The organism is Colwellia sp. MEBiC06753 (genome assembly GCF_053470325.1).
Genome location: NZ_JBQMTM010000015.1, coordinates 37,441 through 63,450, shown reverse-complemented (window position 1 = coordinate 63,450; position 26,010 = coordinate 37,441). Strand labels below are relative to the sequence as shown.

26 protein-coding genes are annotated in these 26,010 nt (G+C 40.9%); 11 read left to right on the top strand and 15 right to left on the bottom strand.

Translation table 11 applies throughout. The features are described 5' to 3' along the window. Positions 1-8 precede the first annotated feature (8 nt). The 7 genes from lpxK (at position 9) to ACOB82_RS12585 (ending at position 4,997) form a co-directional block, all read left to right on the top strand. The gene (lpxK, locus tag ACOB82_RS12615) at positions 9-1,028 is read left to right on the top strand and encodes a tetraacyldisaccharide 4'-kinase (RefSeq protein ID WP_448213334.1); all 1,020 of its coding nucleotides are present in this window, start codon (positions 9-11) and stop codon (positions 1,026-1,028) included. Between the two features lie 18 nt (positions 1,029-1,046). Continuing rightward, a complete protein-coding gene (locus ACOB82_RS12610) occupies positions 1,047-1,229 on the top strand; it encodes a Trm112 family protein (RefSeq protein ID WP_448213333.1) in 183 nt (60 codons plus the stop codon). 21 nt (positions 1,230-1,250) lie between these two features. Further along, positions 1,251-2,045, top strand: a complete 795-nt coding sequence (gene kdsB, locus ACOB82_RS12605) for a 3-deoxy-manno-octulosonate cytidylyltransferase (RefSeq protein ID WP_448213332.1) — start codon at positions 1,251-1,253, stop codon at positions 2,043-2,045. A gap of 12 nt (positions 2,046-2,057) precedes the next feature. Continuing rightward, positions 2,058-2,969, top strand: a complete 912-nt coding sequence (locus ACOB82_RS12600; protein ID WP_448213331.1) for a histone deacetylase family protein — start codon at positions 2,058-2,060, stop codon at positions 2,967-2,969. A 127-nt stretch (positions 2,970-3,096) separates the two neighbouring features. Next, on the top strand, positions 3,097-3,894 hold the full coding sequence (locus ACOB82_RS12595) for a substrate-binding periplasmic protein (protein WP_448213330.1): 798 nt from the start codon (positions 3,097-3,099) through the stop codon (positions 3,892-3,894). A gap of 41 nt (positions 3,895-3,935) precedes the next feature. Then, a complete protein-coding gene (locus ACOB82_RS12590) occupies positions 3,936-4,619 on the top strand; it encodes an SDR family oxidoreductase (RefSeq protein ID WP_448213329.1) in 684 nt (227 codons plus the stop codon). Between the two features lie 24 nt (positions 4,620-4,643). Beyond that, positions 4,644-4,997 carry an MGMT family protein gene (locus tag ACOB82_RS12585; protein WP_448213328.1) on the top strand — a complete coding sequence of 118 codons (354 nt, stop codon included), beginning with the start codon at positions 4,644-4,646 and terminating at the stop codon, positions 4,995-4,997. Positions 4,998-5,054: 57 nt separating this feature from the next. Here the strand turns inward: ACOB82_RS12585 and ACOB82_RS12580 are convergent, their stop codons facing one another. The 7 genes from ACOB82_RS12580 to ACOB82_RS12550 all read right to left on the bottom strand — a co-directional run bounded on the left by ACOB82_RS12580 (position 5,055) and on the right by ACOB82_RS12550 (position 12,299). After that, a complete protein-coding gene (locus tag ACOB82_RS12580) occupies positions 5,055-6,449 on the bottom strand; it encodes an FAD-dependent oxidoreductase (protein ID WP_448213327.1) in 1,395 nt (464 codons plus the stop codon). After that, entirely contained in the window at positions 6,449-7,723 is a 1,275-nt protein-coding gene (gene kynU, locus ACOB82_RS12575) for a kynureninase (protein ID WP_448213326.1), read from the bottom strand. Before kynU ends, ACOB82_RS12580 begins: the two co-directional genes overlap by 1 nt. 130 nt (positions 7,724-7,853) lie before the next feature. Continuing rightward, positions 7,854-8,696 (bottom strand): cyclase family protein, encoded by an 843-nt coding sequence (locus tag ACOB82_RS12570; protein ID WP_448213325.1) that lies wholly within the window; start codon positions 8,694-8,696, stop codon positions 7,854-7,856. 18 nt (positions 8,697-8,714) lie between these two features. Next, positions 8,715-9,224 carry a 3-hydroxyanthranilate 3,4-dioxygenase gene (locus ACOB82_RS12565; RefSeq protein WP_448213324.1) on the bottom strand — a complete coding sequence of 170 codons (510 nt, stop codon included), beginning with the start codon at positions 9,222-9,224 and terminating at the stop codon, positions 8,715-8,717. An 8-nt stretch (positions 9,225-9,232) separates the two neighbouring features. Beyond that, positions 9,233-9,673 (bottom strand): RidA family protein, encoded by a 441-nt coding sequence (locus ACOB82_RS12560; RefSeq protein ID WP_448213323.1) that lies wholly within the window; start codon positions 9,671-9,673, stop codon positions 9,233-9,235. Positions 9,674-10,045: 372 nt separating this feature from the next. Beyond that, positions 10,046-11,491 (bottom strand): aldehyde dehydrogenase, encoded by a 1,446-nt coding sequence (locus ACOB82_RS12555; protein WP_448213322.1) that lies wholly within the window; start codon positions 11,489-11,491, stop codon positions 10,046-10,048. Between the two features lie 19 nt (positions 11,492-11,510). Next, on the bottom strand, positions 11,511-12,299 hold the full coding sequence (locus ACOB82_RS12550; RefSeq protein ID WP_448213321.1) for an SDR family oxidoreductase: 789 nt from the start codon (positions 12,297-12,299) through the stop codon (positions 11,511-11,513). A 150-nt stretch (positions 12,300-12,449) separates the two neighbouring features. Between ACOB82_RS12550 and ACOB82_RS12545 the strand changes: the two genes are divergently transcribed. Further along, positions 12,450-13,274, top strand: coding sequence for an alpha/beta fold hydrolase (locus ACOB82_RS12545; protein ID WP_448213320.1), 825 nt, complete (start codon positions 12,450-12,452; stop codon positions 13,272-13,274). Between the two features lie 41 nt (positions 13,275-13,315). Then, the gene (locus tag ACOB82_RS12540; RefSeq protein WP_448213319.1) at positions 13,316-14,320 is read left to right on the top strand and encodes a tetratricopeptide repeat protein; all 1,005 of its coding nucleotides are present in this window, start codon (positions 13,316-13,318) and stop codon (positions 14,318-14,320) included. A gap of 186 nt (positions 14,321-14,506) precedes the next feature. Here ACOB82_RS12540 and ACOB82_RS12535 read toward each other — a convergent pair whose 3' ends face one another. Continuing rightward, positions 14,507-14,962 (bottom strand): Hsp20 family protein, encoded by a 456-nt coding sequence (locus ACOB82_RS12535; RefSeq protein ID WP_448213318.1) that lies wholly within the window; start codon positions 14,960-14,962, stop codon positions 14,507-14,509. 569 nt (positions 14,963-15,531) lie between these two features. Next, positions 15,532-16,191: a thiol peroxidase gene (tpx, locus tag ACOB82_RS12530; protein WP_448213317.1), complete on the bottom strand. Its 660-nt coding sequence runs from the start codon at positions 16,189-16,191 to the stop codon at positions 15,532-15,534. A gap of 199 nt (positions 16,192-16,390) precedes the next feature. On the opposite strand from tpx, the gene ACOB82_RS12525 reads away from it, so the two are divergent. Next, the gene (locus ACOB82_RS12525; protein ID WP_448213316.1) at positions 16,391-17,509 is read left to right on the top strand and encodes a response regulator; all 1,119 of its coding nucleotides are present in this window, start codon (positions 16,391-16,393) and stop codon (positions 17,507-17,509) included. Between the two features lie 2 nt (positions 17,510-17,511). Continuing rightward, positions 17,512-18,486: a diguanylate cyclase gene (locus tag ACOB82_RS12520; RefSeq protein WP_448213315.1), complete on the top strand. Its 975-nt coding sequence runs from the start codon at positions 17,512-17,514 to the stop codon at positions 18,484-18,486. A 124-nt stretch (positions 18,487-18,610) separates the two neighbouring features. On the opposite strand, the gene ACOB82_RS12515 is transcribed toward ACOB82_RS12520, so the two are convergent. The 6 genes from ACOB82_RS12515 to miaB are packed head-to-tail and all read right to left on the bottom strand — an operon-like array spanning position 18,611 to position 25,855. Continuing rightward, positions 18,611-20,272, bottom strand: a complete 1,662-nt coding sequence (locus ACOB82_RS12515; protein WP_448213314.1) for an amidohydrolase — start codon at positions 20,270-20,272, stop codon at positions 18,611-18,613. A gap of 59 nt (positions 20,273-20,331) precedes the next feature. After that, entirely contained in the window at positions 20,332-21,909 is a 1,578-nt protein-coding gene (gene lnt / locus ACOB82_RS12510; RefSeq protein WP_448213313.1) for an apolipoprotein N-acyltransferase, read from the bottom strand. A gap of 36 nt (positions 21,910-21,945) precedes the next feature. Further along, positions 21,946-22,824, bottom strand: coding sequence for an HlyC/CorC family transporter (locus tag ACOB82_RS12505; protein WP_448213312.1), 879 nt, complete (start codon positions 22,822-22,824; stop codon positions 21,946-21,948). Positions 22,825-22,840: 16 nt separating this feature from the next. Then, entirely contained in the window at positions 22,841-23,293 is a 453-nt protein-coding gene (ybeY, locus tag ACOB82_RS12500) for an rRNA maturation RNase YbeY (protein WP_448213311.1), read from the bottom strand. A gap of 9 nt (positions 23,294-23,302) precedes the next feature. After that, the gene (locus tag ACOB82_RS12495; RefSeq protein WP_448213310.1) at positions 23,303-24,364 is read right to left on the bottom strand and encodes a PhoH family protein; all 1,062 of its coding nucleotides are present in this window, start codon (positions 24,362-24,364) and stop codon (positions 23,303-23,305) included. Between the two features lie 36 nt (positions 24,365-24,400). Further along, complete coding sequence (gene miaB, locus ACOB82_RS12490) at positions 24,401-25,855, bottom strand: tRNA (N6-isopentenyl adenosine(37)-C2)-methylthiotransferase MiaB (RefSeq protein ID WP_448213309.1); 1,455 nt, start codon at positions 25,853-25,855, stop codon at positions 24,401-24,403. Positions 25,856-26,010 lie beyond the last annotated feature (155 nt).

Here is a 26,010-nt window from a genome sequence, read left to right as displayed (position 1 = left end):
AATAAAATATGAAGCTGATTGAGCGAGTCTGGTTTCATCAGCACCCATCAAAATGGCTTCTGGTGCCGCTATTATTGCCGTTAATGCTAATCTTTGCTGTGCTTAGCGGGTTTAGGCGACTACTGTATCGACTGGGGATATTATCTAGTTTTGAACCAAGTCTACCCGTGATTGTTGTCGGTAATATTGGCATAGGTGGTAATGGTAAAACTCCGCTAACTATATATTTAATAGAGTTATGTCAGCAGCTTGGTATTAGCGTTGGTGTGGTCAGCCGCGGTTATGGCGGCACGCCACCTACTACGCCTTATTTAGTCACTGACAATAGCACGCCAATTCAAGCGGGTGATGAGCCGACGATGATTTATCAGCGCTGCCAAATACCAGTGGCGGTTGGTGCTAACCGATTAGCGTCAATTGACTTATTAAAGCAGCAAGGTTGCCAATTGATTTTAGCCGATGATGGCTTGCAGCATTATAAATTGCGTCGCAGCAAGGAGCTGATTGTCGTTGATGGTAAAAGGTTATTTGGCAATGGTTTATTGTTGCCGGCTGGACCGCTGCGTGAAGGTAAATGGCGGCTATCAACTGCTGATTTGGTGATTGTTAATGGTGGTAGTCAACAAATTACGGCTAATCAGCTGAATATGACATTAGCCCCTCAAACATTTATCAATCTTAAAACCGGTGAGCAGTGCAGTGTTGAAGATTTTGCCAGTCAATACCCGAAAGTGAATGCGGTGGCGGCAATAGGCGATCCAGCACGCTTTTTTAACACCTTAAAGCAGTGTAGTATTGACTGCGAAATAGCTTTAGATTTTGCCGATCATCACCAGTTTTCAGCGCAGGACTTTCAGCAGTTTACCAGTGAAGTTCCTTTGTTGATGACCGAAAAAGACGCGATTAAATGTCAGGGCTTTGCTCAAGGTCATTGGTGGTATTTGGCGGTCAATGCTGAGTTTGATCAACAATCAACCGACGCGTTAAAGAAACTGCTAATGCAGGTTATTGAACATTCAAATAATTAACAGACTTAAAGAGATATTATGGCATTTGATATAAAACTAATGGACATTCTTGCCTGTCCATCATGTAAGGGAAAATTGGTCTTGGATAAAGAGCATAATGAGCTAATTTGCAAATTTGATCGTTTAGCGTATCCAATTGAAAACGATATTCCTGTGTTGCTTGAAAATGAAGCCAGACGTATTGTTGATGCTGAACAGTAAAGAAAAATAAAGAGAAATCATATGTCTTTTGTTGTTGTCATTCCTGCACGATATCAATCGTCGCGTTTACCGGGCAAAGTGTTGGCCGGTATTAATGGTAAGCCGATGATCCAATGGGTATTTGAAAAAGCACAAGCGAGTGGTGCTAGCCAAGTGATAGTGGCCACCGATAATGACCTGGTAGCAGAAGCAGTTGAACGTTTTGGCGGTGAAGTCTGCCGCACCCGAGCTGATCATCAGTCGGGTACTGAACGTTTGGCTGAAGTCGTTGAAAAATATCAATTCTCCCCAGAGCAAATTATTGTCAATGTCCAAGGGGATGAGCCATTTATTCCAGCAGAAAATATTGCGCAGGTTGCCGACAACCTTGCTCAACAACAGCTTGCTCAATCAAATATGGCGCGTATGGCAACATTAGCGGTTGATATTCATGATGTAGAAGAAGCATTTAACCCGAATGTAGTTAAAGTGCTTACCGATAAACTGGGTTATGCGATGTATTTTAGCCGCGCAACCATTCCTTATGATCGTGATAAATTCTTAAATCAACAAAGTGTTACTGACATTAGTGAAATTGGTGATTTTTATAAACGTCATATTGGCATTTACGCCTACCGTGCTGGCTTTATCTTAGATTATGTAGCGTGGCCAGCGAGTGACATTGAGAAGATAGAATCGTTAGAGCAATTACGCGTGTTATGGCAAGGTGAAAAAATTCACGTTGCTGTTGCTCAACATCGCACCGATGTTGAGGGTGTTGACACCCCCGAAGATCTGGAAAAAGCACGCGCATACGCACTAACCTTGTCGAAATAAGCGGAGTAGTTTTTGTTACCTCTGGTTTATCACGACAATTATTCGTGCCCGTTTCCTGAAGATCACCGCTTTGTGATGTCCAAGTTTGTGCGTTTGCACAACTATTTAAAACAAAGTGGTTTGATTAAAGCTAATGTAGTTAAACCTAAACGCGCGAGCATTGAAGATTTATCCATTGTTCACGATATTCATTATCTCAGCGCTATGGTTAATAACTGCTTAGATAATAAAGCGTGGCGCCGTATTGGCCTACCTTGGAGCCAAGGTCTAATTGATCGCACATTAACTGCCCCTAATGGTACTTTGCTTGCCGCTCGAATTGCCTTGCAAAAAGGTATAGCTTGTCACTTAGCTGGTGGTACCCATCATGCGCATTATGATTTTGGCTCAGGATTTTGCATGGTCAATGATTTAGCGTATGCGGCTAAATCCTTAATTGCTGAAGGCCGTGTTGATAAAGTGCTGATTTTTGATTTAGACGTTCATCAAGGTGATGGCACCGCGGCCATTCTAGCTAAGGATGCTAATATATTTACTTGTTCAATTCATTGCGAGAAAAACTTTCCGTTTAGAAAAAGCGATAGTGATCTGGATATCGGCTTAGACATCGGTTTATCAGATCAACCTTATATCGACAAAGTAATGACAACATTAACTGGGCTACTTAATCAATTTAAACCTGATATTGTGCTTTATGACGCTGGCGTTGATGTTTGGCAACAAGATGTTCTTGGGCGACTAGACATCAGCTGGCAGGGAATTTATCAGCGAGATGTTAACGTCATTAGTATTTGTGTCCAGCGTGGCGTGCCTGTGGCTACCGTTATTGGTGGTGGTTACGATAAAGATCACGCAAGACTCGCAAAGCGACACGCGATTGTCGTAGAAGCAGCTTTTAATACTTTCCGTCAAAATGCCTTGTAACCATTTATACTAAACGTAGTAAATGTTGTCGCAGGGTAAGATTACTCTAACTATCAATTGTAATGATGAAAAGTTGAAAGGCGAGAGAGGCGATAGAAATTGGTCAATATTGTATGGTGAAAGTTAGATGAAAATCATTGTTAACATGTGTCGAATAACACTGAAAGCAGCATGGTCAATCATTGCCAGCTTAAGTATTGCATGCGTTAGCTATGCAGACACTATAGACCGCCAATTACTTGATAACAAAGTGACGTTTTATACAGAGATGTACCCGCCAGCAAACTATATCGCAGATGGTAAATTGGTGGGGGTGACGGTTGATACATTGAAAGCCATGTGGCGTGAAATGGGCATACAAGAGCAAGAAATTTCAATGGTGCCATGGAGCCGAGGCTATCGATTTGCATTAACCAATGACAATGTGGCGTTGTTTACCATGTCTAGAACAACTGCGCGAGAAGAACTGTTTAAGTGGGTAGGGCCAGTATTTTATTCAACACATGTGTTAATAGCGAAGAAAAGTAAGCAATATCAATTTAATAACTTAGGTGAGATATTTTCACATCGAATTGCCGCCGTACGTGGTGATATTTCAGAAGTGTCGTTGCTGCAGGTTGGTTTTCCTGAGTTTAATATGTCTAAGGTGTCTAATTTAGTACAAGCCCATAAAATGTTAACCGCAGATCGTGTGGATATGATGGTTGTTACTATTCATGGTTTTAAATATTTAAGCCAAACATTCGGCGTTAATGAAGATGATTATCAGATTGTTTGGCAAGTAAATAAAGTCGGAAATTATATCGCCTTTAGCTTAGGTACATCAGACAGTATTGTGCAGCAATACCAGCAAGCATTTGATGCAATAGCTACACAGCGAAGGCAAATAAAAATAAACTATTCGTTACCAGAAGCCGAGTATTAGTGATTAATTGTTAGCTCGTTTTTTAAGGGAAATTTAAGCTTATGTCAAAAAATATTGTCATTACCGGTGCTAACCGAGGCATTGGACTAGCGATGGCCGTACAGTTAGTAAAGGCAGGAAACAAGGTATATGCCGTGTGCCGTAAAAGCTCTGAGGCACTATCAGCACTTGCTGAACAATCGTCATCTGCCTTAACAGAAATTACCGGTGTAGATGTCACCGATGAAGCTGGCCTTAACAAGATGAAAGCGGAGTTGGCTGGTATTGCTATTGATTGCTTAGTTTGTAACGCTGGTATTTTACGCGATGAAAATTTAAATGATTTTAATTTGGCGAGCATACGCGAGCAGTTTGAAGTCAATGCTTTAGCGCCACTTCGTGTTGTGCATGCGCTTGACTCGCAATTAATTAGTGGCAGTAAAATCGCCATGATCACCTCTCGTATGGGATCAATTGCTGACAATGGCTCTGGCGGTCGCTTTGGTTATCGGATGTCAAAAGCCGCGCTTAATGCGGCATCAGTTTCACTCAGTATTGATTTGGCGCCAAGAAATATTGCAGTTGGTATTTACCACCCAGGCTATGTGCAAACCGATATGGTGGGTGGACGTGGTGATATTTCAGCAGCAGAAGCAGCAAGTCGACTACTTGGTTTGATTGAGCATTTGACATTAGAACAATCGGGTGAGTTTCGTCACTCAAATGGCGAAGTCTTACCTTGGTAGCTAATTACTAGCTAAAACTAGCAAATGGTAAACGAAAATTATTTAAAAATTTGGCGCACCGTACAAGAAATACCATTTGGAAAAGTTGCTTGTTACGGGCAAGTAGCTGATCTGGCGGGGTTACCGGGCAGAGCACGCTTAGTAGGTAAGTGCTTAGGTTATGTGCCAGATGAGGGCGTAGATGGTCAACTGGTGCCTTGGTATCGGGTGATTAATTCCGCGGGAAAAATTTCTTTTGCTGTTGGTAGTGACAGCTTTGAGCAGCAAAAATCGCACCTACAGCAAGAGCAGGTCGTGGTCATTGGTAACCGCATTAAATTGGCGGATTTTCAATGGCGACCTGCTATTGATGAACTATTGTTTCGGCTGCCTTATTAGGGGCTGTTACTAAGAAACATTAACAAGAAGATATTAAAGAAAGCATTTGTTCAATGCTTAAAGTTGGTACTTATCTAGCAGTAATTTCACTTCGTCTTGATTGAGCTGACTCGCGCAACTATAACGATCAGATAATTCCGCCAACAATTGTTTATGTTTTTTCCCTAAGGCATAAGCTTCGCTGTAAGGCCTGTGCTCAAACATCACCATGCCATAACGCGGGGTAAAGCGGTTAGGAAACCACTGCTGAATTTGAAAGGTGAATTGTTTCTGCAATAAAAACTCATGCTGCCTAACGCTATCACGCATTTCAATGTAGTTTTCTAGCGCCATATCAGCAATGGCATCGGCATTGACTTTGCGCTGTTGTTCGACTTTGGCAAATACCGCTTGCCAGTCACTCTTACTAAATTGCGCGCTAGCTTTCGCCTCAGGAAATAATTGAGCAATGGCATCACAATCTTCAAACCCACAATTCATGCCCTGACCGTGAAACGGAACAATGGCATGAGCAGCATCACCGATAATTAACGCTTGGTCTTGGTAATGCCATGGAGCACATTTAATGGTGGCAAGTTTACCGGTCGGGTTTTGTTTAAAGCTTGTGATTAAATTATCAAGTTCAGGGGCGATTTCAGCAAAATGAGCCTCAAAGAAATGAGCAATTTCATTGTCAGAATTAACGCTGGCGAAACTAGTAAAGCCGTTATTGGGCATAAACAAGGTTACGGTAAAGCTACCATCTAAATTAGGCAGGGCAATCATCATAAATTCACCGCGCGGCCAAATATGCAATGCATGTTTATCCAGCTTAAATTGGCCATTACTGTCTGGCAATATGCTTAATTCTTTATAGCTATGATCGAGCACGGCTTCGCTATCTTGCTGCGCGCCTTGAGCTAAAATAGCTTGGCGTAAAGGCGAGTTAGCGCCATCAGCTCCGAGTAATCGAGTAAAGCTTAGCTGTTGTTCTTGCCCTTGGTAATTGACGGTAAATTGCTGGCGCTTAAAATCGATAGCGGTAACACGATGTTCGAAATAGAAAGTAACGTTACCGGTAGCTTCGGCTTTATCCATTAAAAAGCTATTTAATTGGCCGCGGGAAACCGAATAAATGACATCGTCTTGTCCTTGACCATAGGCTTGAAAGTTTGATGGTTCTCCGTCTATGTGCACCATCCGACCTTTCATTGGGATCAGCAATTCGTTTAACTCATCCATTAAACCAAGCTCTGCTAATGGCTTTATGCCACGATTGGCTAGCGCTAAATTAATTGACCGGCCAGCGGAAATATCGGTGGTTCGCATATCGCTGCGTGATTCATAAACCTCGACTTTATAACCTTTATTCGCTAGGACAATTGCGAGTAATGAGCCAACTAAGCCACCACCAATTAGCGTAAGGCTTTGTTGATTAGGATTACTTTCATTTTTACTATTAACCATGCTCATTACAGTGAATCCTTTAAAATACGAACAAAGTGATAGCAGTCTTCAAAGCTGTTATAAAGCGGTACTGGCGCGACTCGAATAACATTGGGCTCGCGCCAATCAGTAGTTACACCTTTACTTTCAATGGTATTAAACAGGCTTTTGCCATCTATACCGTCGACATTAACCATAATTGAAAGCTGACAACCTGATTGCTCTTGGGCTTCAGGGGTAATTACCCGAACTTTATCGCCAAGTTCTATAGCTAACAATGCTCGTAAATACTGAGAAAGTTGAATTGATTTTGCTCTTAGCTTAGCCATGCCGCCAGCTAGTATCACGGTTTCATAAGCGCCGCGCACTGCGGCTAAACTTAAAACTGGCGGGTTTGATAGTTGCCAGCCTTCGGCGGTTGGGATCGGGTGAAATTCATTGGCCATTTTAAAGCGCGTAGTTTTATCATGTCCCCACCAGCCAGCAAAACGATTGAGTTCAGTATTAGTGGCATGTTGTTGATGAACAAAGCAACCTGCAACCGAACCTGCGCCGCTATTAAGGTATTTATAACTACACCAGCAGGCAAAATCGACTTGCCAGTCATGTAATGCCAGTTCGATATTGCCGGCAGCATGAGCTAAATCAAACCCAACTAAAATGCCTTTGGCATGGGCTTTTTCAGTAATGGTTTTCATATCCAGTACTTGGCCAGTGTAATATTGCACGCCAGGTAACAGTATTAGTGAAATTTCATCACCGTGCTGTTCAATGAGTTGGTATAAATCGTCATGGTCTAATAACTCTTCACCTGCGCGCGGTTGCCATAAAATTAAATCATCTTTTGGTGAGAGTTGATGATGTTTCAGCTGTGATTCCACCGCGTAGTGATCAGAGGGAAAGGCATGATCTTCAATTAAAATTTTTCGACGTTTACCTTCGGGTTTAAAAAAGCTCACCATCATTAAATGCAAATTCACCGTGAGTGAATTCATCATCACCACTTCTTCTGGCTTAGCGCCAACTATTTGTGCGGCAAAATCAGTGACAAATTCGTGATAGGGCATCCACGGATAATCCCCTTCAAAATGGCCTTTTACCCCGTACTCACCCCAAGCATCGAGTAATTCCATAACGGCTTCTTTGGCTAATATAGGTTGAAGCCCTAAAGAATTGCCGGTGAAGTAATATTCAGGCTCGCCGCTCACTTGTTTTGGCAGTGCGAAATGTTGACGCATATGCGCCAAAGGATCTTGGCTATCTAGTTGTTGGGCATATGCTAGCGAAGTATCAGTTAACATCTTTGTTCTCATTATTTTTATGTTAGTTCTTATGTTAGTTCTTATGTTAGTTCTTATGTTAGTTCTTATGTCAGTTATTAGCTTTAATGCTTTTATTCATTTAAAACTAAAGAAATAATCTGCTGTGCATTTAAGTGTTATCAAGCAATGTTGCAGGGTACAGCACCGGTCTACTCGGCGCTGCATCATTAGCAAATGCTGGAGTTTGTAAATTAATAAAGTAAAAGCCATCGTCAATATCCGTGTTAAAGTAGGCCAGTTCAGTAATGGTTTTGTTAATTAAACTATTGCTCAGCGCTTGGTGCATTCCTTCTGCAACTTGCCAAAATAAGTGGTGGTTAGTTAATAGACCGTCATCATGTAAGCGATCAATTGACGGAATATCGACAATTAAATGTTCAATACCGCGCTCATTCAAATACAGCATGGCTTCACGGGTAAAAAACGCAGGCTGATGCTGCTCGTTATAGTGTGCACTGAGTTTTTGATCGTCATTAGGTAGCGTTCTCACTGCTAAGGCTTGCAGCTCATCAAGTGAGTAGTTATCTAGCACCTTGGCCAATTGAGCGCGGGTTATTAGCCGATCATCTGTGTTAAGTGCTGGCGTATAGCTTTCATCTGTTTGCGCAGCAGACACTGGCGTCACTGATAATAAAACACAAGGCATTAGCGGTGGCAGACTAATATCAGCTATAGCTAATGACAATGGCGAGTCATCATGACAAATATGACGAATGGTCTCGGTATGCGTGCCGTTGCAATGGGGATTAAAACTTAACTCATTAACATTACAGCTGCCGCCTTGTTTAGTATCACCAATAAATCCACCGGCTTGCATTGGCGTGCTTTTAGCGATTTCTGCCGAAAAATGATTAGGCTGTGTTTGATTAAAATCGAGCGAAATTGCCGCGTTAAAGCCAAACGCGGTATTTACTGTGTAGGTGTTATCGGCCAAGGTAATATTTACCAACATATATACGTTTTCCTTCAATTAACGTTTAGCCACCGTGCCGCAATGCTGGCAAGTGCAATTTTCTGGCGTTTGATAAAAGTTTTTGAATACTGTTGGTAAATCTTGTTCGATATTGGCTAGCGCAAATGACTCGCGATAAAGTGGCTGTTGGCAATTTTCACAGAACCATTGCAGCGCATCTAACTGGTTTGGCGCACGTTTTTGCTCGACCACCATGCCAATGCTGCCTGCGGTTCGCTGCGGCGAGTGCAGCACTTTGGGCGGCAATAAAAATATTTCGCCAGCACCAATGGCAATCTCTTTAAACTCACCATCTTCAACGACTTTTAGCGTCATTTGACCTTCAAGTTGATAAAACAATTCGGGAGTTTCATTGTAGTGATAATCGGTGCGGTTATTTGGACCCCCGACAATCATTACAATAAAATCATCCTGCTCGAACACTTGTTTATTACATACAGGTGGCTTTAATAACGCTCGATGATCATCTATCCACTGGTTTAAATTGAACGGCATAGTAAAAGACATAATAACTCCTACGATTGTTCAGTTAGGGCAGCAATGCACTTTAATTCAATGGCAATCGGTGTCGGTAATTTATTAATTTCTACCGTTGTTCTGCATGGTTGATTATCGGCAAAATACTCGGCATAAATTTGGTTATAGGTAGCAAAGTCATCATCCATATTGGTGAGGAACACAGTGACATCAACTAAGTCTAACCAACTGGCGCCCGAGGCTTCTAAAATGGTTTTTACATTGTCAAAAACACTGCGACATTGCGTGGCAATATCGTAACTAACTATAGTGCCGTCATCACTAAGCTCGACGCCTGGTATTTCTGATGTTCCCGCTTGTCGCGGGCCAACGCCGGATAAAAATAAAAGATTACCGACTTTTCTAGCATGTGGGTAAAGACCAACTGGTTTTGGCGCTTTGTTGGTGCTAATAGCATTATGATTTGTTGTCACTGACATTTTATTTAACCTGTTGTTTATTGTGCTAATTGCTGATGTAGAAGTATGCAACTAGCTTGATTTTTTGCAGACATCTGCTGTCTAACAATGATTTGGAATTAATTAAATAATAGCTGGTAATTAACTTGCGAAGCGGCGAACTTATAGAAAAGTACCTAAGCTACCGCCAGGCAAATTGCGCAAGGTAAAAGATTACTTAAGGTAAGAGGTCACCTAAGATAAAGATTACCTAACAAAAAAGAGGAGGGTTATATCAATAGCCATTTGCAGCCCTGTTGGCTAGCAAAAATGGCACCTGAAGATTTAAATTTATAGCAAGTTAGACTCATATTTTTATTCTTATTTGAGCTGCAAATGTATAAGCGAGTTGCCTTAGTTATATTTTATACAGACATTTTTCGGCTCAGTAAAGAAGCGCATGGCCTCTAAACCACCTTCACGACCAACGCCAGATTGATTCATGCCGCCAAATGGCGTACGTAAGTCTCGATGTAGCCAACAATTTACCCAAACAATGCCAGTATTTATTTGCTCAGCTAGGCGATGGGCACGATTTAAATTGCTGGTCCAAACGGTTGAGGCTAAGCCGTATTGGTTATCATTGGCCAAACGTAAAGCTTGTGCTTCATCAGTAAACGGTTGAATGCTAACAATAGGACCAAAAATTTCTTCTTGGTTGCAACGTGTGGTGTTAGTTAAACCTTCTACTACCGTAGGCGCAATAAAATAGCCGTGTTGATGCTCGTCGGTTAAATGAACCGGTTTGCCGCCGATTAGTATTGATGCACCTTCTGCTTTTGCTAGATCAATATAAGCGAGTACTTTTTCATAATGAGCTTTTGATACGATAGCGCCAATATTGGTTGAGCTAGCGAGCGGATCGCCAACGACTAGCTGTTTGACGTGTTCGACAAATAATTGCTTAAAGCGCTGGTAAACACTGCTTTCGATATAGATACGCGAGGCACATAAACAAATTTGTCCCTGATTAGCAAAAGAGGCTCTGACCAATTGCTGAACGGTAGTTTCCAGATCACAATCAGCAAAAACCAGTGCCGGATTTTTACCACCTAATTCCAGTGATAACTTTTTAAATGTCGGGGCAACATCTTGCGCAATTAACTTGCCGGTATTAGTGCCGCCAGTAAATGATATCGCCTTTATCTTGGGGTGATTACAAATTGCATGACCGGCTTTTTGCCCTAAGCCATGAACAATATTTAATACGCCAGCAGGCAAGCCGACTTGTTGGCAGATTTCCCCAAGCATGGCTGCGGTTTTGGGCGTCACTTCTGAAGGCTTTGCAATAACACAGTTGCCTGCAGCCAGTGCTGGCGCGATTTTCCAAGTAAATAAATAAAGCGGTAAATTCCACGGTGAGATACAACCGACAATGCCAACCGGTTGCCTTAAGGTGTAATTAATTGCTTGTTCAGCCATGGCGTGGGATTCGCTGGCGAATTGGCTACTGGCATGGGCAAAAAATTTAAAGTTGCTGGCGGCGCGCGGAATATCTACCGTAGTTGCTAGCGACAATGGTTTACCGTTATCAATTGATTCTGCTAAGGCAAGTGCTGGCAAGTGCTGCTCTATGGCTTGTGCGAACTCAAATAATAGCTGTGCTCGCTCTTCAATTGGCATGGCGCGCCACTGTGGCAATGCTTTTTCGGCAGCGATAACTGCTGCTTCAACGTCACCGATGTCACTGTCAGGTATCTTGCCGTAGACTTCACCAGTTGCTGGTGCAACATTATCTAAGTAAGTTTGGCTAATCGGCTTGCAAAATTGCCCACCGATAAAGTTTGCTAATATATCCACAAATTAAGGCCTTATGCAGTTACAAGCTTAAGGTTCGGCCACCATCAACTGGTAAATTAATGCCAGTGATATAACCTGCGGCAGGAGACGCTAAAAATGCTGTAGCGGCGGCGAACTCTTCTGGTTTGGCAAATCGACGCATTGGAATTTGTGCTTTTTCATGTTCAACTACTTGTTCCGTGCTAAGCCCCATTTTTTCAGCTTTTCCGGCAACAATGGCATCTAATCGAGCGGTTGATGTTGCACCCGGCAACACATTGTTTACCGTAATACCAAATTGACCTAGCTCAAATGCTAAGGTTTTCGCCCAATTAGCCACTGCTGCGCGAATGGTATTAGACACACCAAGGCCTGGAATGGGTTGTTTAACCGAAGTAGAAATAACATTGATGATTCGGCCATATCCCGTTGCTTTCATATGCGGTAATAATGCTTGCATTAAGTGCTGATTGACCACCACATGTTGTTCAAATGCTGCGGTAAATTGGCTAACATCACTATCGCTGGCAAGGCCTGGTGCTGGTCCGCCAGTATTATTAATTAAAATTTCATAGCCATTTTGCTGATTAATATGGGCAGTAATTACCGTGTGTACTTCGTCGGCTTGGCTAAAGTCTGCGACTAACACTTGGTGTTTTTGACCTTGGCTGGTATCTAACAGTGCTTTTACTTCGTTTAGTGCTTGTTCATTTCGAGAAAACAAGGTGATATTAGCGCCTAATGCCGCTAATTCAACTGCAATGGCTTTGCCTAAACCTTGGCTACTGCCGCATACTAGCGCACTTTTTCCGGTTAAATTTAAGTTCATTGATACCTCTAATTTTTTATTATCGTTTTTCGATGAGATGAGTCATTTTTAACATATTCAAATTTTTAATGTCAGCTAAATATTTACTTTTATTTGATTCTCTTTGGTGTCGCAAATAATCATTGAAAATGCTGAAATCGACTTCATAATATGAAAGATAAAGTATTTGACATGGTGTCAGATTGTTGGAGATCAACCATGAAGATAAAAGGCGTAAATGTATCAGGTACGGGGCCTGCCATTGTATTTTTACATAGTTCATTAAGTTCATCGCGTCAGTGGCTACCCTTGGTTAAACAACTTGAACAACAATTCACTTGTATCAATATTGATATATTAGGGTATGGCTTAGCTGATGAAGTCAGCTCGCCACAAGATTATGGTTTTGATGTTGAAACATCGAGAATAAAAGAAGCACTTAAACAGGCAATTGGTGAGCAAAGTTATCATTTAGTCGGGCACTCTTGTGGTGGTGCTATAGCGTTGAAACTTGCGGTGGAGTGTCCGCAAAAAGTGCTTAGCATGACCTTATTTGAGCCGGTTGCTTTCCATTTATTAGAAAAAGGCACAAAAGAGCATACCGAAGCTGAAGAATTTGCTCGTTTATGTGATATTGATGATATGGCAAAAGCGGCAGAAATATTTACGGAATTTTGGAATAGCCCTGGCTTTTATCAAAGTTTACCGCCAAAACTTCAGGCGTTAATGGCCAAAGATATGAAAAAAGTAATTTTGGATTTTAAGGGCTTAATCTCTGAGCACTATACATTGGGTGATTTGATAGCTATTTCATCACCATCTTTTATAATGACGGGTAAGGACAGCCCATATTTAAGTCATTTTCTTGCTGACAAACTTATCCAACACTTACCTTTGGTTAGTCATCAGCAGGTTGAGGGTGGTCACATGGCACCTATTAGTCATGCTGAAGATGTTCAGCCTAAAATTGCAGACTTTATTTTGTTGCACGCTTAAGGCTTTAGTTGTTGTGGTAGTTTCGTTGAAGGAGAGGATAGTTGTACGCATTACCGAAAACGTTAAAACTAACCCTGTTCTTTGCTAAAACGTTTGCTGCTGACAAATTAAAACTTATGCATCCAATACGTAATACCATTGCTATTGCCGTTTTAGCAGCAATGGCGCCGGCTTCGGCTACGGAAGAGCAAGATATTCACCAATTATGTCAAATTAAGCCTGAGCAATGTTTGATTGATATTGTGCCTTATTTAGCGGCGACTCAAAAACAAAGTCGAATTTGGTATCAATATAAGTTGCACCAGTTTCAGGCGTTGTTTCAGCTAAATAAATATGCCGAATTAGCACAGGCGACAAGACCTTGGGTGGAAAATGACACAGTCCCGCTGAAATTTAGAATTAATGTCTTAATTTACTATGCAAAATCAATTCGTAAACAAGACGAGTTAGATCCACGTCAATATATGCGACAAGCTGTTGCCTTACTAGATGAGGTGAAAGACAGTGCTTTTGATCCGTTATTAATTGTACAAATCGCCAATGTGCTTAATTACCTAGGTGAAGATCAGCGCGGATATGAGTTGTTAAAGCCGCTTGCCGAAAAATATCAAAATCGATATATGCCTTGGTTTAGACATGAAATGTATGAGAACTTGGGACATTTTGCCTTAAAACTTGGCAAGCTTGATGAACATATTGATTACCGTATTAAGGCGTTGGATTGGGCCAAAGAGTTAGGTAATGATAATCAAACGGCAATCGCGACATTTAATTTGGCGCGGGCTTATCAAATGGTGGATAAGTTTGACTTGGCACTGGTTTACTTTACCTTAGCAGAAGAGTTTTATGCGTTAGGTGAGATTGATCAAAACATGATCAACTTTCGTCGGGCACAAATAGCCCTAGCGCAAAATGATATTGATAGTGCTGAAGTTTACTTCTCAAAGGTCAATAAAAACAGTCGATTTACAGCATATACCGATATGTTTGATGTGTTTAAAGAGCGGTTAACTGCAGCAAAGTTAGCCGCTAATACGATGAACTAAGCCAACTTTTTGAGTGTGTAGTAACGTAAGCTAGAAGTAAGTTTGTCAGAAAGTATCTTAAGCTAGAAGTAGTTATGTTGAAAGTAACCTAAGCTGGAACTAACAGGTGCTTTAAGCTGAATAGTAAAAAAGCCCAGCGCGAAGCTGGGCAAGAAACAAAAAGGGAAAACAAGTATTTAGTAAAGCTTATTCGGCTTTACCTTCCAGTAAGCCTTGGCCGTTAATGGCAATTTTTCGTGGCTTTAATGCTTCTGGAATTTCTCTGACTAGGTCTATATGTAATAAACCATTTTCCATAAAGGCTTCAGTTACTCGAACATGGTCACCTAACTGGAACTTACGTTCAAAGCTGCGCTCAGCAATGCCTTGGTGTAAGAATTTACGGTCGCCTTTATCGGCATCTACGGCTTTAGTGCCGGTGATCACTAAGTGGTTTTCTTTAGACTCAATATCTAATTCTGGCTCAGAGAAACCAGCAACAGCCATGGTAATGCGATACTTATCTTCGGCGATAAGCTCAATATTGTATGGAGGGTAAGCTGATTGTTTTTCTGAACGAGCCGCTTTATCCATTAAACCAGCTAAGTGGTCAAAACCAATAAAAGAACGATAAAGTGGGCTGAAATCTGTAGTTGTACGCATAATTCATATCCTATAGTTAGTTAGCAATATGTAACGCTTAATTAATTGCAGTGATTTTCGAAACCGATATTCGCGAATCGAGTCATGTTAACTGCGCTTTTTATTAAGCGTGCCTTTCAAAATGAACAGGCAGTTAATGTTATGTAATCCCATTATGGCGACTACGTAATTAGATATGTGGTGGCTGGAAATATTTTCAAGGGAAAAATTTAAAAAATTTGATAAAAAATTTATTTTTATAAATATATCAATGAGTTGGTGATTAAGTTTTTTGGAGTTGCATTAAGATCGAGTAAATTGATTTTAATAAAATTTATAAAACTTAATAGGGCATAACCATCAAGTGGGAAAAAGCTAAAAAAGTTAAGAAAGTCTAAAAAGAATAAAAGTATCGAGCTTAAAAGTTAAAGGTTAAAAAAGAGAAAAGGCCATAGGCCTTTTCTCGGTCGATTACTAATAACTCTTACTAAATAACCTTCTAACTAATAACCTTTCGCTAATAATTACTGTTTAAAAGCTATTGTGAATATGGTTTGAGCTGTAGTGCTTTGGTGCACTTTGGTTTGTTACTAGTTCTGAGTACTTTCCGACGAAGTATTTTCTTGTGGGGCACTGTCGACTTCTGAAATATTTAGCGCTTTTATCGTTGCCAATGCTGTTTCATAGTCGGGATGTTGAGAAATATTGGCCACTAGTTCCTTGTAAGCAACTTTACCTTGCTCATCAATAATAAAAATTGCCCGGGTTAATAAGCCCATATCTTTAATTAATAACCCATATTTACTGCCAAAGTCGCGCCAAACAGCATCGGAAAGCACTTTGATCTGGTCAATATTTTCGGCTTTACAAAAACGTTTTTGGGCAAAGGGTAAATCGTTACTAATGGTCAGCATCACAACATCTTTAGGTAGGTTGGCCACTTCTTCATTAAAACGCTTGGTTTGCAACGAACAAACACCGGTATCTAAACTTGGTACTACCGAAATAAGAATGGTTTTATTGGCAAATGCTGCTAGCTCAACCGGTGAAAAAGACTCGTTAACCACTTTAAAGTTAGGCGCAGTGTCGCCTTCGTTAATTTGAGTACCTAATAACGTGACAAATTTACCGCCTGCTTTCACAAGGTTGTCAGTTTCTGGTAAAGATGATTGATCTAGAGAATTTGCTAATACACTGCTAACTAAAGTTAAATTTAGCGTTGCTGTTAATAGTAATGTTGAAAATTTCATATATAGTTAAAAACATAATGGGTATTAATCATTAAAGCTTACCTGTGTCGTTGTAAAAATTCCATTAAAATACGTGGTTTTATCAAGTGATAGTTGACTATATAGTTGCTTGATTTGGCTAAATTTTATAACGTGTTCAGCGTAAGGTAATGTTATTATTACTTTAACCCCACAAGCTTTTAGAGGTAGCACTTCAATAATGTCGACCCGACTACTCATTTGTGACGATTCAAATATGGCACGTAAACAAGTGGCCAAATCATTACCTGACGACTGGGAAGTTGAAATCAGTTTTGCTAGCAATGGTAAAGAAGGCATTGACGCGATTAAAGCAGGGAAGGGGGATGTATTGTTACTGGATTTAAATATGCCAGTAATGGATGGCTATGAAGTTTTAGAAGCCATAGTTAAACAAGATTTACCAACGCTGACCGTAGTGATCTCTGGTGATATTCAACCGGAAGCTTACCAACGAGTGACCAGTTTAGGTGCGCTGGATTTTATTCAAAAACCGATTAATAAAGAAAAGCTTACTGAGATATTATTGCGTTACGGTATTTTTACGCGAGAAAAATATCAAGAGCCAAAAGAAGAAGCTGCGTCATTAACTTCTACTGCCAGTGAGCCGTCTAGCAATGCTTTACATCAAGCGTTTATTTTGCCAGAAAAAGAATCTCCGGCGCCAACGGTTGCACCTTCTTTTGAAGCAGCGCCAAGCATTGTACTCGCGCCAGACTTAAGGGATTGTTACCAGGAAATTGCCAATGTTGCTATGGGGCGAGCAGGCGATTTATTAGCGCGGTTATTAGATGTATTTGTGTTATTGCCAATTCCTAACGTTAATATTATCGAAGTAAGTGAGCTAAATATGGCGTTAACCTCGGTGGCTGCCAATGACAGTACATCAGGTATTTGCCAAGGCTTTATTGGTGCTGGCGTTAGTGGTGAAGCGCTGCTTATCTTAAGTGATTCAAGCTTTAAGGATATTGCCAAATTAATGAACTTTACTGGCGAAGTTGATGAAAATACCGAGCTAGAATTGTTAATGGATATGGCTAATACCCTCATAGGTGCTTGTTTAAGTGGTATCTCAGAGCAGTTAGATATGACCTTTAGTCAGGGACATCCTGTGGTATTAGGTCAGCATCGAAAAATTAAAGATTTGATTGCAACTAACTCATCTAGATGGCGACAAACCTTAGCTATTGAAATAAGCTACTCTATTGAAAATTATGATATTAAGTGTGATCTTTTGCTGCTTTTTACCGAAGCATCAATGAAAACATTAAATAACAAACTCTCCTACTTATTGGAGTAACTATGTCGTTTGAAACCTCACAAATCAATGAATTACATTGGCTAATGGAAATGTTGCATAACATTGATGTTGGTTTAGTGGTATTGGATCGAGAGTACAATATTCAGATCTGGAATGGCTTTATGGAAAACCATAGTGGCTTGTTGCCACGTGAAGCCAAAGGTCAAAACTTATTTAGTTTGTTTGATGAAATACCAGAGCAATGGTTTCGTCGTAAAGCTGAATCGGTGTTCCTGCTAAAAAATAAAGCCTTCACCATTTGGGAGCAGCGCCCTTATTTATTTAAATTTCAAAATTATCGGCCAATTACTGGCAGCGCCGATTACATGTATCAAAACTCAACATTTATTCCATTATTGGCGGCCAATGGTACGGTCAGTCATTTATGTTTAATTATTTATGACGTTACTGACACCGCTATTCATAAAAAAGATCTACAGCAAGTTAATCAGGAACTGGCGCTATTAAATCAAACCGATGGTTTAACCCAGTTATATAATCGGACCCATTGGGAGTCATGCTTACTTACGCAATACAAGCGTTGGTTGCGTAGTCAACACGATAGTTGTTTAGTGATGTTAGATATAGATCACTTTAAGCGTATTAATGATGGCTATGGCCATATGGTGGGTGATCAAGTGATTCGCCATATTGCTTTTATGATCAAAGAGCATGTTAGGGAAACCGATATTGCTGGCAGATATGGCGGTGAGGAATTTAGTATTTGGTTAGCTGATACTACACTTGCGAATGCTAAAGTTTTTGCTGAACGTCTACGAAAGTCAGTAGAGCAGACTGTGGTTAAATATAATGATATTGATATTAGCTACACCATCAGTATTGGTATTTGTCAAATTTCACCTAATATTCAAAGCTTTGAAGCTTGGATCGAATGTGCAGATGCGGCGCTTTATCAGGCGAAAGAAGCTGGGCGCAACTGTATTAAACTATACCCTATTCAAGGTGAAGAGTTTTAAGTCAAACTTGATAAGAAACAGTGACATTTAAGCAATAAAAAAAGCGCCACAGGCGCTTTTTTTATTGCTTTAGTTGTTTTAGCTTTATAGGTTTTGCATCATTAAGCTGGGTTTTCAATAAAAGCTATTTCGCAGAGTAAACCTGCTGGCCATTGACCCAAGTTTCAACAACATCATCTTGCCAAATTGTCGTTGGATCCTGTTTAAATAAGTCTTGCCTAATAAGGATAAAATCGGCCTTTTTACCCGGCTCTAAACTGCCTACAACTTTTTCTTGATGACCAGCGTAAGCCGCATCTATGGTAAAGCTTTTTAATGTTTCAGTTAGTGTTAATTTTTCTGATTCAATCCAGCCGCCAAGCGGTTGATTTTGACGATCTTGACGGGTTACCGAAGCGTGGATACCAAAAAACGGATTGGTTGGCTCAACAGGAAAATCAGAGCCATTAGCTATTTTTGCCTTGGCATTAAGTAGGCTGCGCCACGCATAAGCGCCTTTTAATCTTTCTTTTCCTAAACGGTCTTCGGCCATATTTTTATCACTGGTGGCATGAGTTGCCTGAATAGAGGCGATAACGCCAAGCTCGGCAAAACGCGGGATATCTTCAACACGTAAGACTTGCGCATGCTCGATACGATGACGTAATGCTTTAGTACCCGTTTTTTTAATTAGCTGCTCGTACTGATCAAAGGTTAATGAATTTGCATGATCGCCAATCGCATGGGTATTGACCTGAAAGCCTTTGTTCATTGCGGTTTCAATATAGTTGTGCAAATCTTTATTGCTGTGAAGAAGTAGCCCTTTATTACCTGGTTGATCGGAGTAGTCAGCATGAAGTGCTGCACCGCGACTACCTAAGGCACCATCCGCTTGAATTTTTACACTATTAAATGAAAACGAATAGTCATCACTGATATAACTGCCATTATCCAGCGCCGCCTGCCAGTTTGGACTTGGCAGGTACAACATAGCATTAACACGAATTGGCATTTGCTGTTCTTCTGCTAATTCTTTATAGATTTCAATGTGGTTAGCACTGACACCGGCATCATGAACACTGGTTAAACCAACACTTGCTAATGCCTCCATTGCTTTTACAAACACGGCTTTTTCTTCGTTTTTGGTGAGCGGCGGAATTTTAGCGAAAATCAAATCCATAGCATTATCAACAAAAACACCCGTTGGTTTGCCATCTTTATCTTTGATTATTTCACCGCCAGTTGGGGACTGAGTTTGAGCAGTAATACCTGCTAACTCCATGGCCTTGGAATTAGCCCAGCCGGCATGGCCGTCAACTCGGCTAAGAAATACTGGCGTGTCAGGAAAATATTTATCTAACGATTTTGCCGTTGGAAAGGCATTACTTGGCCATTGCACTTGGTTCCATCCTCGCCCTTGCAGCCAACGCTGATCTGGATTTGCCTTACTGTAAGCAACAACTCTTGCAACCGCATCTTGCTCACTTTGAGTATCGATTAAATTCACTCGTAGCAAGCTTAAACCGTAATTTAATACATGGCCGTGAGCATCAATTAGTCCAGGCAACATAGTGTTGCCACCACCGTCAATAACGTTTACTTCTGGGCCGATATTTTCAGGCTTACTGGCATAAATCGCGTCAACTTTATCATCAGTAAAGCTAATCGCTTGAAATTGCACCAATTGCTCGTTGTTGATGGTATAGCCATTAACGTTTTGAATAAGGGTGGTTGCAGCTTGTGAGCTAAGCGTTACGGTCAGGGGGATAACTGAAATTGCCGTATAAAGTGCGGTAAGCTTGTTCATATTAATTCTCTAATTATTATTGTCGTAAACCACTATATTAAGGGGATTTTAGAGAGTAATCAAAGCTTTGATTTATGCCCTCGTAATCGCTGGCTGGCTACCAATAGCAAAAATAATAGTCCGGCAAGGGCAAACGTTGGATAGCGTTGATAACGGCTAAATGGTGTATTGCCAGTGACTAACTCGACATCAGTTGTTAGTACCGCTTCTTCAAACTGTGCAATACGGCTAATGATTTGACCATCAGCGTCAATCGCTGCGGTAATGCCGGTATTGGTTGCACGTAATAGTGGTCGTCCAAACTCCAGCGCTCGCATGCGGGCAATTTCTAAATGTTGATGTGGGCCATGAGAGTGGCCAAACCAAGCATCATTACTCACGGTTAATAACATATCTGTACCTACCACACCTGAGTTACCACCATGAAAATTGGCATGAAGCTGTTCTGGGAAGGCTATTTCAAAACAAATTAATGGTGAAAGTACAATGCCATTGGCAATTAAGTTTTTTTGCACATAAGCGCCGCGAGTAAACGATGACATTGGTAAGTTAAAAAATGGTGCTATCGGCCTTAACCATTCTTGAAATGGCACAAATTCGCCTATAGGTAACAGGTGATGTTTATAGAAACGGTTACTATTGCCGTAATAATAGCTGCCTTGACTGTCATCACTATTTTGCTTGCCTAGTACAATTAAACTGTTGAAGTATTCTTTAGTTTCAAAATTGTAGTTGATAATACCAGAGATAATCGCTGTATCATTAAACGCCGCGGCACTGTTAACCATATCAAGAAATTCACCTGCGATAGGTTCAACTGCTGGAATAGCTGATTCAGGCCAAACAACTAGATCAACATTATAGTTTGGACGCGTTAAATCAAGGTATTTGAGCATAGATGGCCACTCTTGCTCCGGCCGCCATTTTAGCTCTTGTGCTATATTGCCTTGTACTAGTGCGACTGATTTGGTTTCGCCAGTTTTTTGAATAAAATTTTGGTTGGCCGAAATAATAATCAAAAGTACTGCACTGACAAGCATAAGTGCTGCTGGTATTTGCTGGCTCTTTTTAATTAGCGTACAAGCACTAACAATAAGCATTAACATAATAAAGCTAATACCGACTTCACCTATTACCGGTACCAGCGATGCTAGCGGTGAATCGATTTGGCTATAGCCAATAGATAACCAAGGAAAACCGGTTAACACCCAGCTTCTAAGCCACTCTATAAGCACCCAGACGCTTGGTAATAACAGTAAATTTAATTGCTTATTTGTGGAAAAACGCGCGGTTAAATAACCTGCTAGCGCAGGGTAGATAGCCAGATAACATACCAGTATCAGCATTAAACTTACTGAGGCGATAAGCGGTAGACCGCCAAATTGATCAATACTGACATGCACCCAACTGATACCTGCGCCAAACCAGCCAAGGCCAAAGCTAAAGCTCGATTGGGTTGCTTGTTTAGGCGTTAAACCATCAATTTGAGTCAGCCATAAAGCTAAGGCAAAGAAACTTAGCCACCATAATGAAAATGGTGCATAGGCAAATACCATAACCAAACCTGCAAAAAAACTCAGCAGGTTATGGCGGTTGGTTAAGGTCTTAAGCAGACGTTGTTTGATGCTGGTTTGCATTAATTTGACAAAGGTTTAAATCAATTGACATTAGGCTTAATCAGAAATTTTGCCTTTAACTTCATGATCTTTAGGAACGGTCACTTGTAGCATTTGCAAACGGCGATTATCGGCGGCAACGACTTTAAATTCCCAGTCGCCAATAGCAACTTCTTCACCTTTTTGCGGCATATGACCAAATTGATGAAGCACAATGCCACCAATGGTATCAGAGTCTGCTTCGTCAAATTCACAGTTAAAGTATTCATCAAAATCTTCTAAGTCAGTTAATGCTTTAACTTGATAAACATTACCGGCTAAATGTTTGATTTCTTCTTCGATTTCATCATCGGTTTCATCTTCAATTTCACCAACAATCAGCTCTAGAATATCTTCAATGGTTACTACGCCAGAAACGCCGCCATATTCATCGACAACAATTGCCATATGGTAACGTTTAGAGCGGAACTCTTTTAAAAGTGGCTCTACTTTTTTACTTTCAGGAATAATCATCGCAGGGCGAATTAGATCACGTAGTGAAAACTCTTCTGCTTCTTCTTTAAAGGCGTATGCCAGCAAATCTTTGGCAAGTAACATGCCTTCAACGTTATCGATGTCTTCATTAACTACCGGGAAACGTGAATGGGCTGATTCTAAAATAATAGGTAAGAATGCGGCTAGTGGCTGGTTAATGTCTAGCGAGATAATTTGTGAGCGCGGGATCATAATATCGCGTACGCGCATTTCTGATACCTCTAACACACCTTCGATCATTTGTTTGGTTTCAGGTTTGATTAACTCGCGATCTTCAGCATCGTTAATCACACTAAACAATTCATCTTTGTTTTGCGGCTCTCCGGTAAATGCTTGAACGATTTTTTCGAGAAAGGATTTACTTGAAGAGCCGTTACTAGAATGGGGGTTGTCGTCGCTCATAGAGCTTTTATTATTCCTATAAAATTTCGTAAGGGTTATTAAACCCAAGTTTTTGTAAAATGTCTATTTCTAAAGCTTCCATTTCTTCAGCTTCTTCATCACTTATATGATCAAAGCCGAGTAAATGTAAGCAGCCATGAATCGTCATATGCGCCCAATGCGCATTTAACGTTTTATGTTGCTCATGTGCTTCTTGGTCAACAACCTCGGCGCAAATCACTAAGTCGCCAAGTAAATCCAGCTCAATACCATCGGGTACTTCAAATGGAAATGATAGGACATTGGTTGGCTTATCTTTAGCGCGATAAGTATGGTTAAGCGTTTGGCTTTCCGTTTCATCAACGATGCGAATGGTTAGCTCAAAAGGCTTGTTATAAGGTAAAAGTGCCGCTTCTGCCCAAAGTTGAAAGTCTTGATCAGTTGGCAAGTTTTCTTCATTAATCGCGCGTTGAATATCTACGGTTATCATTTGGGTTGCTTATTTCTCAGATGATTGCTGTTCAGCATCTTTTAATGCCTTTTCCGCAGCTTGTTTTTGCGCTTTGATTTTCGCCATTTTGGCATCAAATGCTTCATAGGCTTCAACAATTCTAGCAACCACAGGATGTCTAACCACATCTTTTGATTGGAAGAAGTTAAAGCTAACACCTGGAATATTATCCAATACTTCGATAGCGTGACGCAGACCTGATTTTTGACCGCGCGGTAAATCCACTTGGGTGATATCGCCAGTAATAACCGCACGTGAATTAAAACCAATACGGGTTAAGAACATTTTCATTTGTTCAACCGTGGTATTTTGGCTTTCATCAAGAATAATAAACGCGTCATTTAACGTCCTACCACGCATATAAGCAAGTGGCGCAATTTCAATAACATTACGCTCAATCAGCTTTTCTACTTTTTCAAAACCTAACATTTCAAACAGTGCGTCATAAAGAGGGCGTAAATACGGGTCAACCTTTTGCGATAAATCGCCTGGTAAAAAGCCAAGTTTTTCACCGGCTTCAACAGCTGGGCGAGTTAATAGAATGCGGCGAATTTCCTGACGTTCTAATGCGTCAACCGCGCAAGCGACTGCCAAATAAGTTTTACCGGTACCGGCAGGACCAATACCAAAACTGATGTCGTGCGTAATAACATGCTGGACATAAGCCGACTGATTGAGGTTACGCGGCTTGATGATGCCGCGCTTGGTTTTAATGGTGACCATTTTCTCGTAATCAATATCGACTTTTGCTGGTGCTTGCTCTAGAACGTCGGCATTTAAAATACCTAAATGCACCATTTCGGCGGTGATGGTTTTCATCTTACCTTTCACCGTTTCCGTTTCAACGTATAAATCTTTGAGTAAATGAGCAACGGCTTCCGTATTTTTCGGTTGCCCAACAATCTTAAACTCATTGCCGCGGTAGCTAATTTCAACACCTAGGCGACGTTCAATCACTTTTAAGTTGTCATCTAGCGGGCCGCAAAGGTTAGCTTGGCGGGTATTATCAACCGGCTCTAACGTTAGTAATGTGCTGTTATCTTTAGTCAATGATTTATTCCGTTTATTTATGCATTTAACTGTTAATTAGGGCGTATAAGTGCCAACACCAAGGTCGTCAGTACCATTGGTTGAAGCCATCGCGTTATCGCCATGGTGGCTGTTAGCAAGAATATCTGAAGGCGAGTGGGCAATTCTCAGACCCATATCTTTTTCTTCACGTACTAGCTCGCCACGTAATGAGTTAGCGTAAACATCAGTAATTTTAACATCAACAAACTGGCCAATCACATGATGTGGCGCTTCAAAGTTGACGATACGGTTGTTCTCAGTACGGCCACGTAGTTCCATCGGGTTTTTCTTTGATGGGCCTTCAACTAAAATACGCTGCTCGGTACCTAACATTTGGCGAGCAATACGTAATGCTTGTTGGTTAATGCGATCTTGCAAAATTTGTAAGCGTTGCTTTTTAGTATCTTCTGAAATATCGTCAGGTAAATCGGCAGCAGGCGTACCAGGGCGCGCACTGTAGATAAAGCTAAAGCTTAAATCAAAGTCGATATCTTTAATTAAATTCATGGTTTGTTCAAAGTCTTCATCAGTTTCGCCAGGGAAACCAACGATAAAGTCTGACGACATGCAAATATCAGGGCGCGCTTTACGCAACTTACGAATTTGTGATTTATATTCAAGGGCGGTATGTCCGCGCTTCATTTGTACTAAGATGCGATCACAACCGCTTTGTACCGGTAAATGAAGGTGGCTAACCAGCTCAGGTACATCTTTATACACTTCAATAATATCGTCAGTAAATTCAACTGGATGTGAAGTGGTGTAACGAATACGGTCAATACCATCAATGGTGGCGACAAGGCGTAATAATTCTGAGAATCGACAAATGCTGCCATCATGAGCTTCACCGCGGTAAGCATTAACGTTTTGACCTAACAGGTTAACTTCACGCACGCCTTGTTCGGCAAGTTGGGCTATTTCGTAAAGTACGTCGTCTAACGGGCGGCTCACTTCTTCACCACGCGTATAAGGAACCACACAGAAAGTACAGTATTTACTGCAACCTTCCATAATCGACACAAACGCTGTAGCGCCATCAGCCTTAGGCTCAGGCAGACGATCAAACTTTTCAATTTCAGGGAAGCTCACATCAACTACTGGTGATTTTTCACCGGTAACTTGTTGGATCATTTCTGGTAAGCGGTGCAATGTTTGCGGGCCAAAAACCATATCTACGTATGGGGCACGCGCACGAATGGCATCACCTTCTTGAGAGGCGACACAACCACCAACACCGATAATTAAATCTGGGTTATCGTTTTTTAAGTTTTTCCAGCGGCCTAACTGATGAAATACTTTTTCTTGTGCTTTTTCACGAATAGAGCAGGTGTTAAGTAAAATAACGTCAGCATCTTCCGCTTCTTCTGCTAACGAGAAACCATGGGTTGAATCTAATAATTCTGCCATTTTCTGCGAGTCGTACTCGTTCATTTGACAGCCCCAAGTTTTGATATATAGCTTTTTACTCATTAATACACGCCTACTTTTCTTTAAAAATTGATTCTAGTTTTTGCTAGAGAATTTAAGGGCGCACATTTTACTCTACCTTTGCCGCCGACGCTAGTTTCGAAAACAGTTATTCGATTTTCGAAATTACTCTATGTCATTGCTTAGTTGCCGCTTAG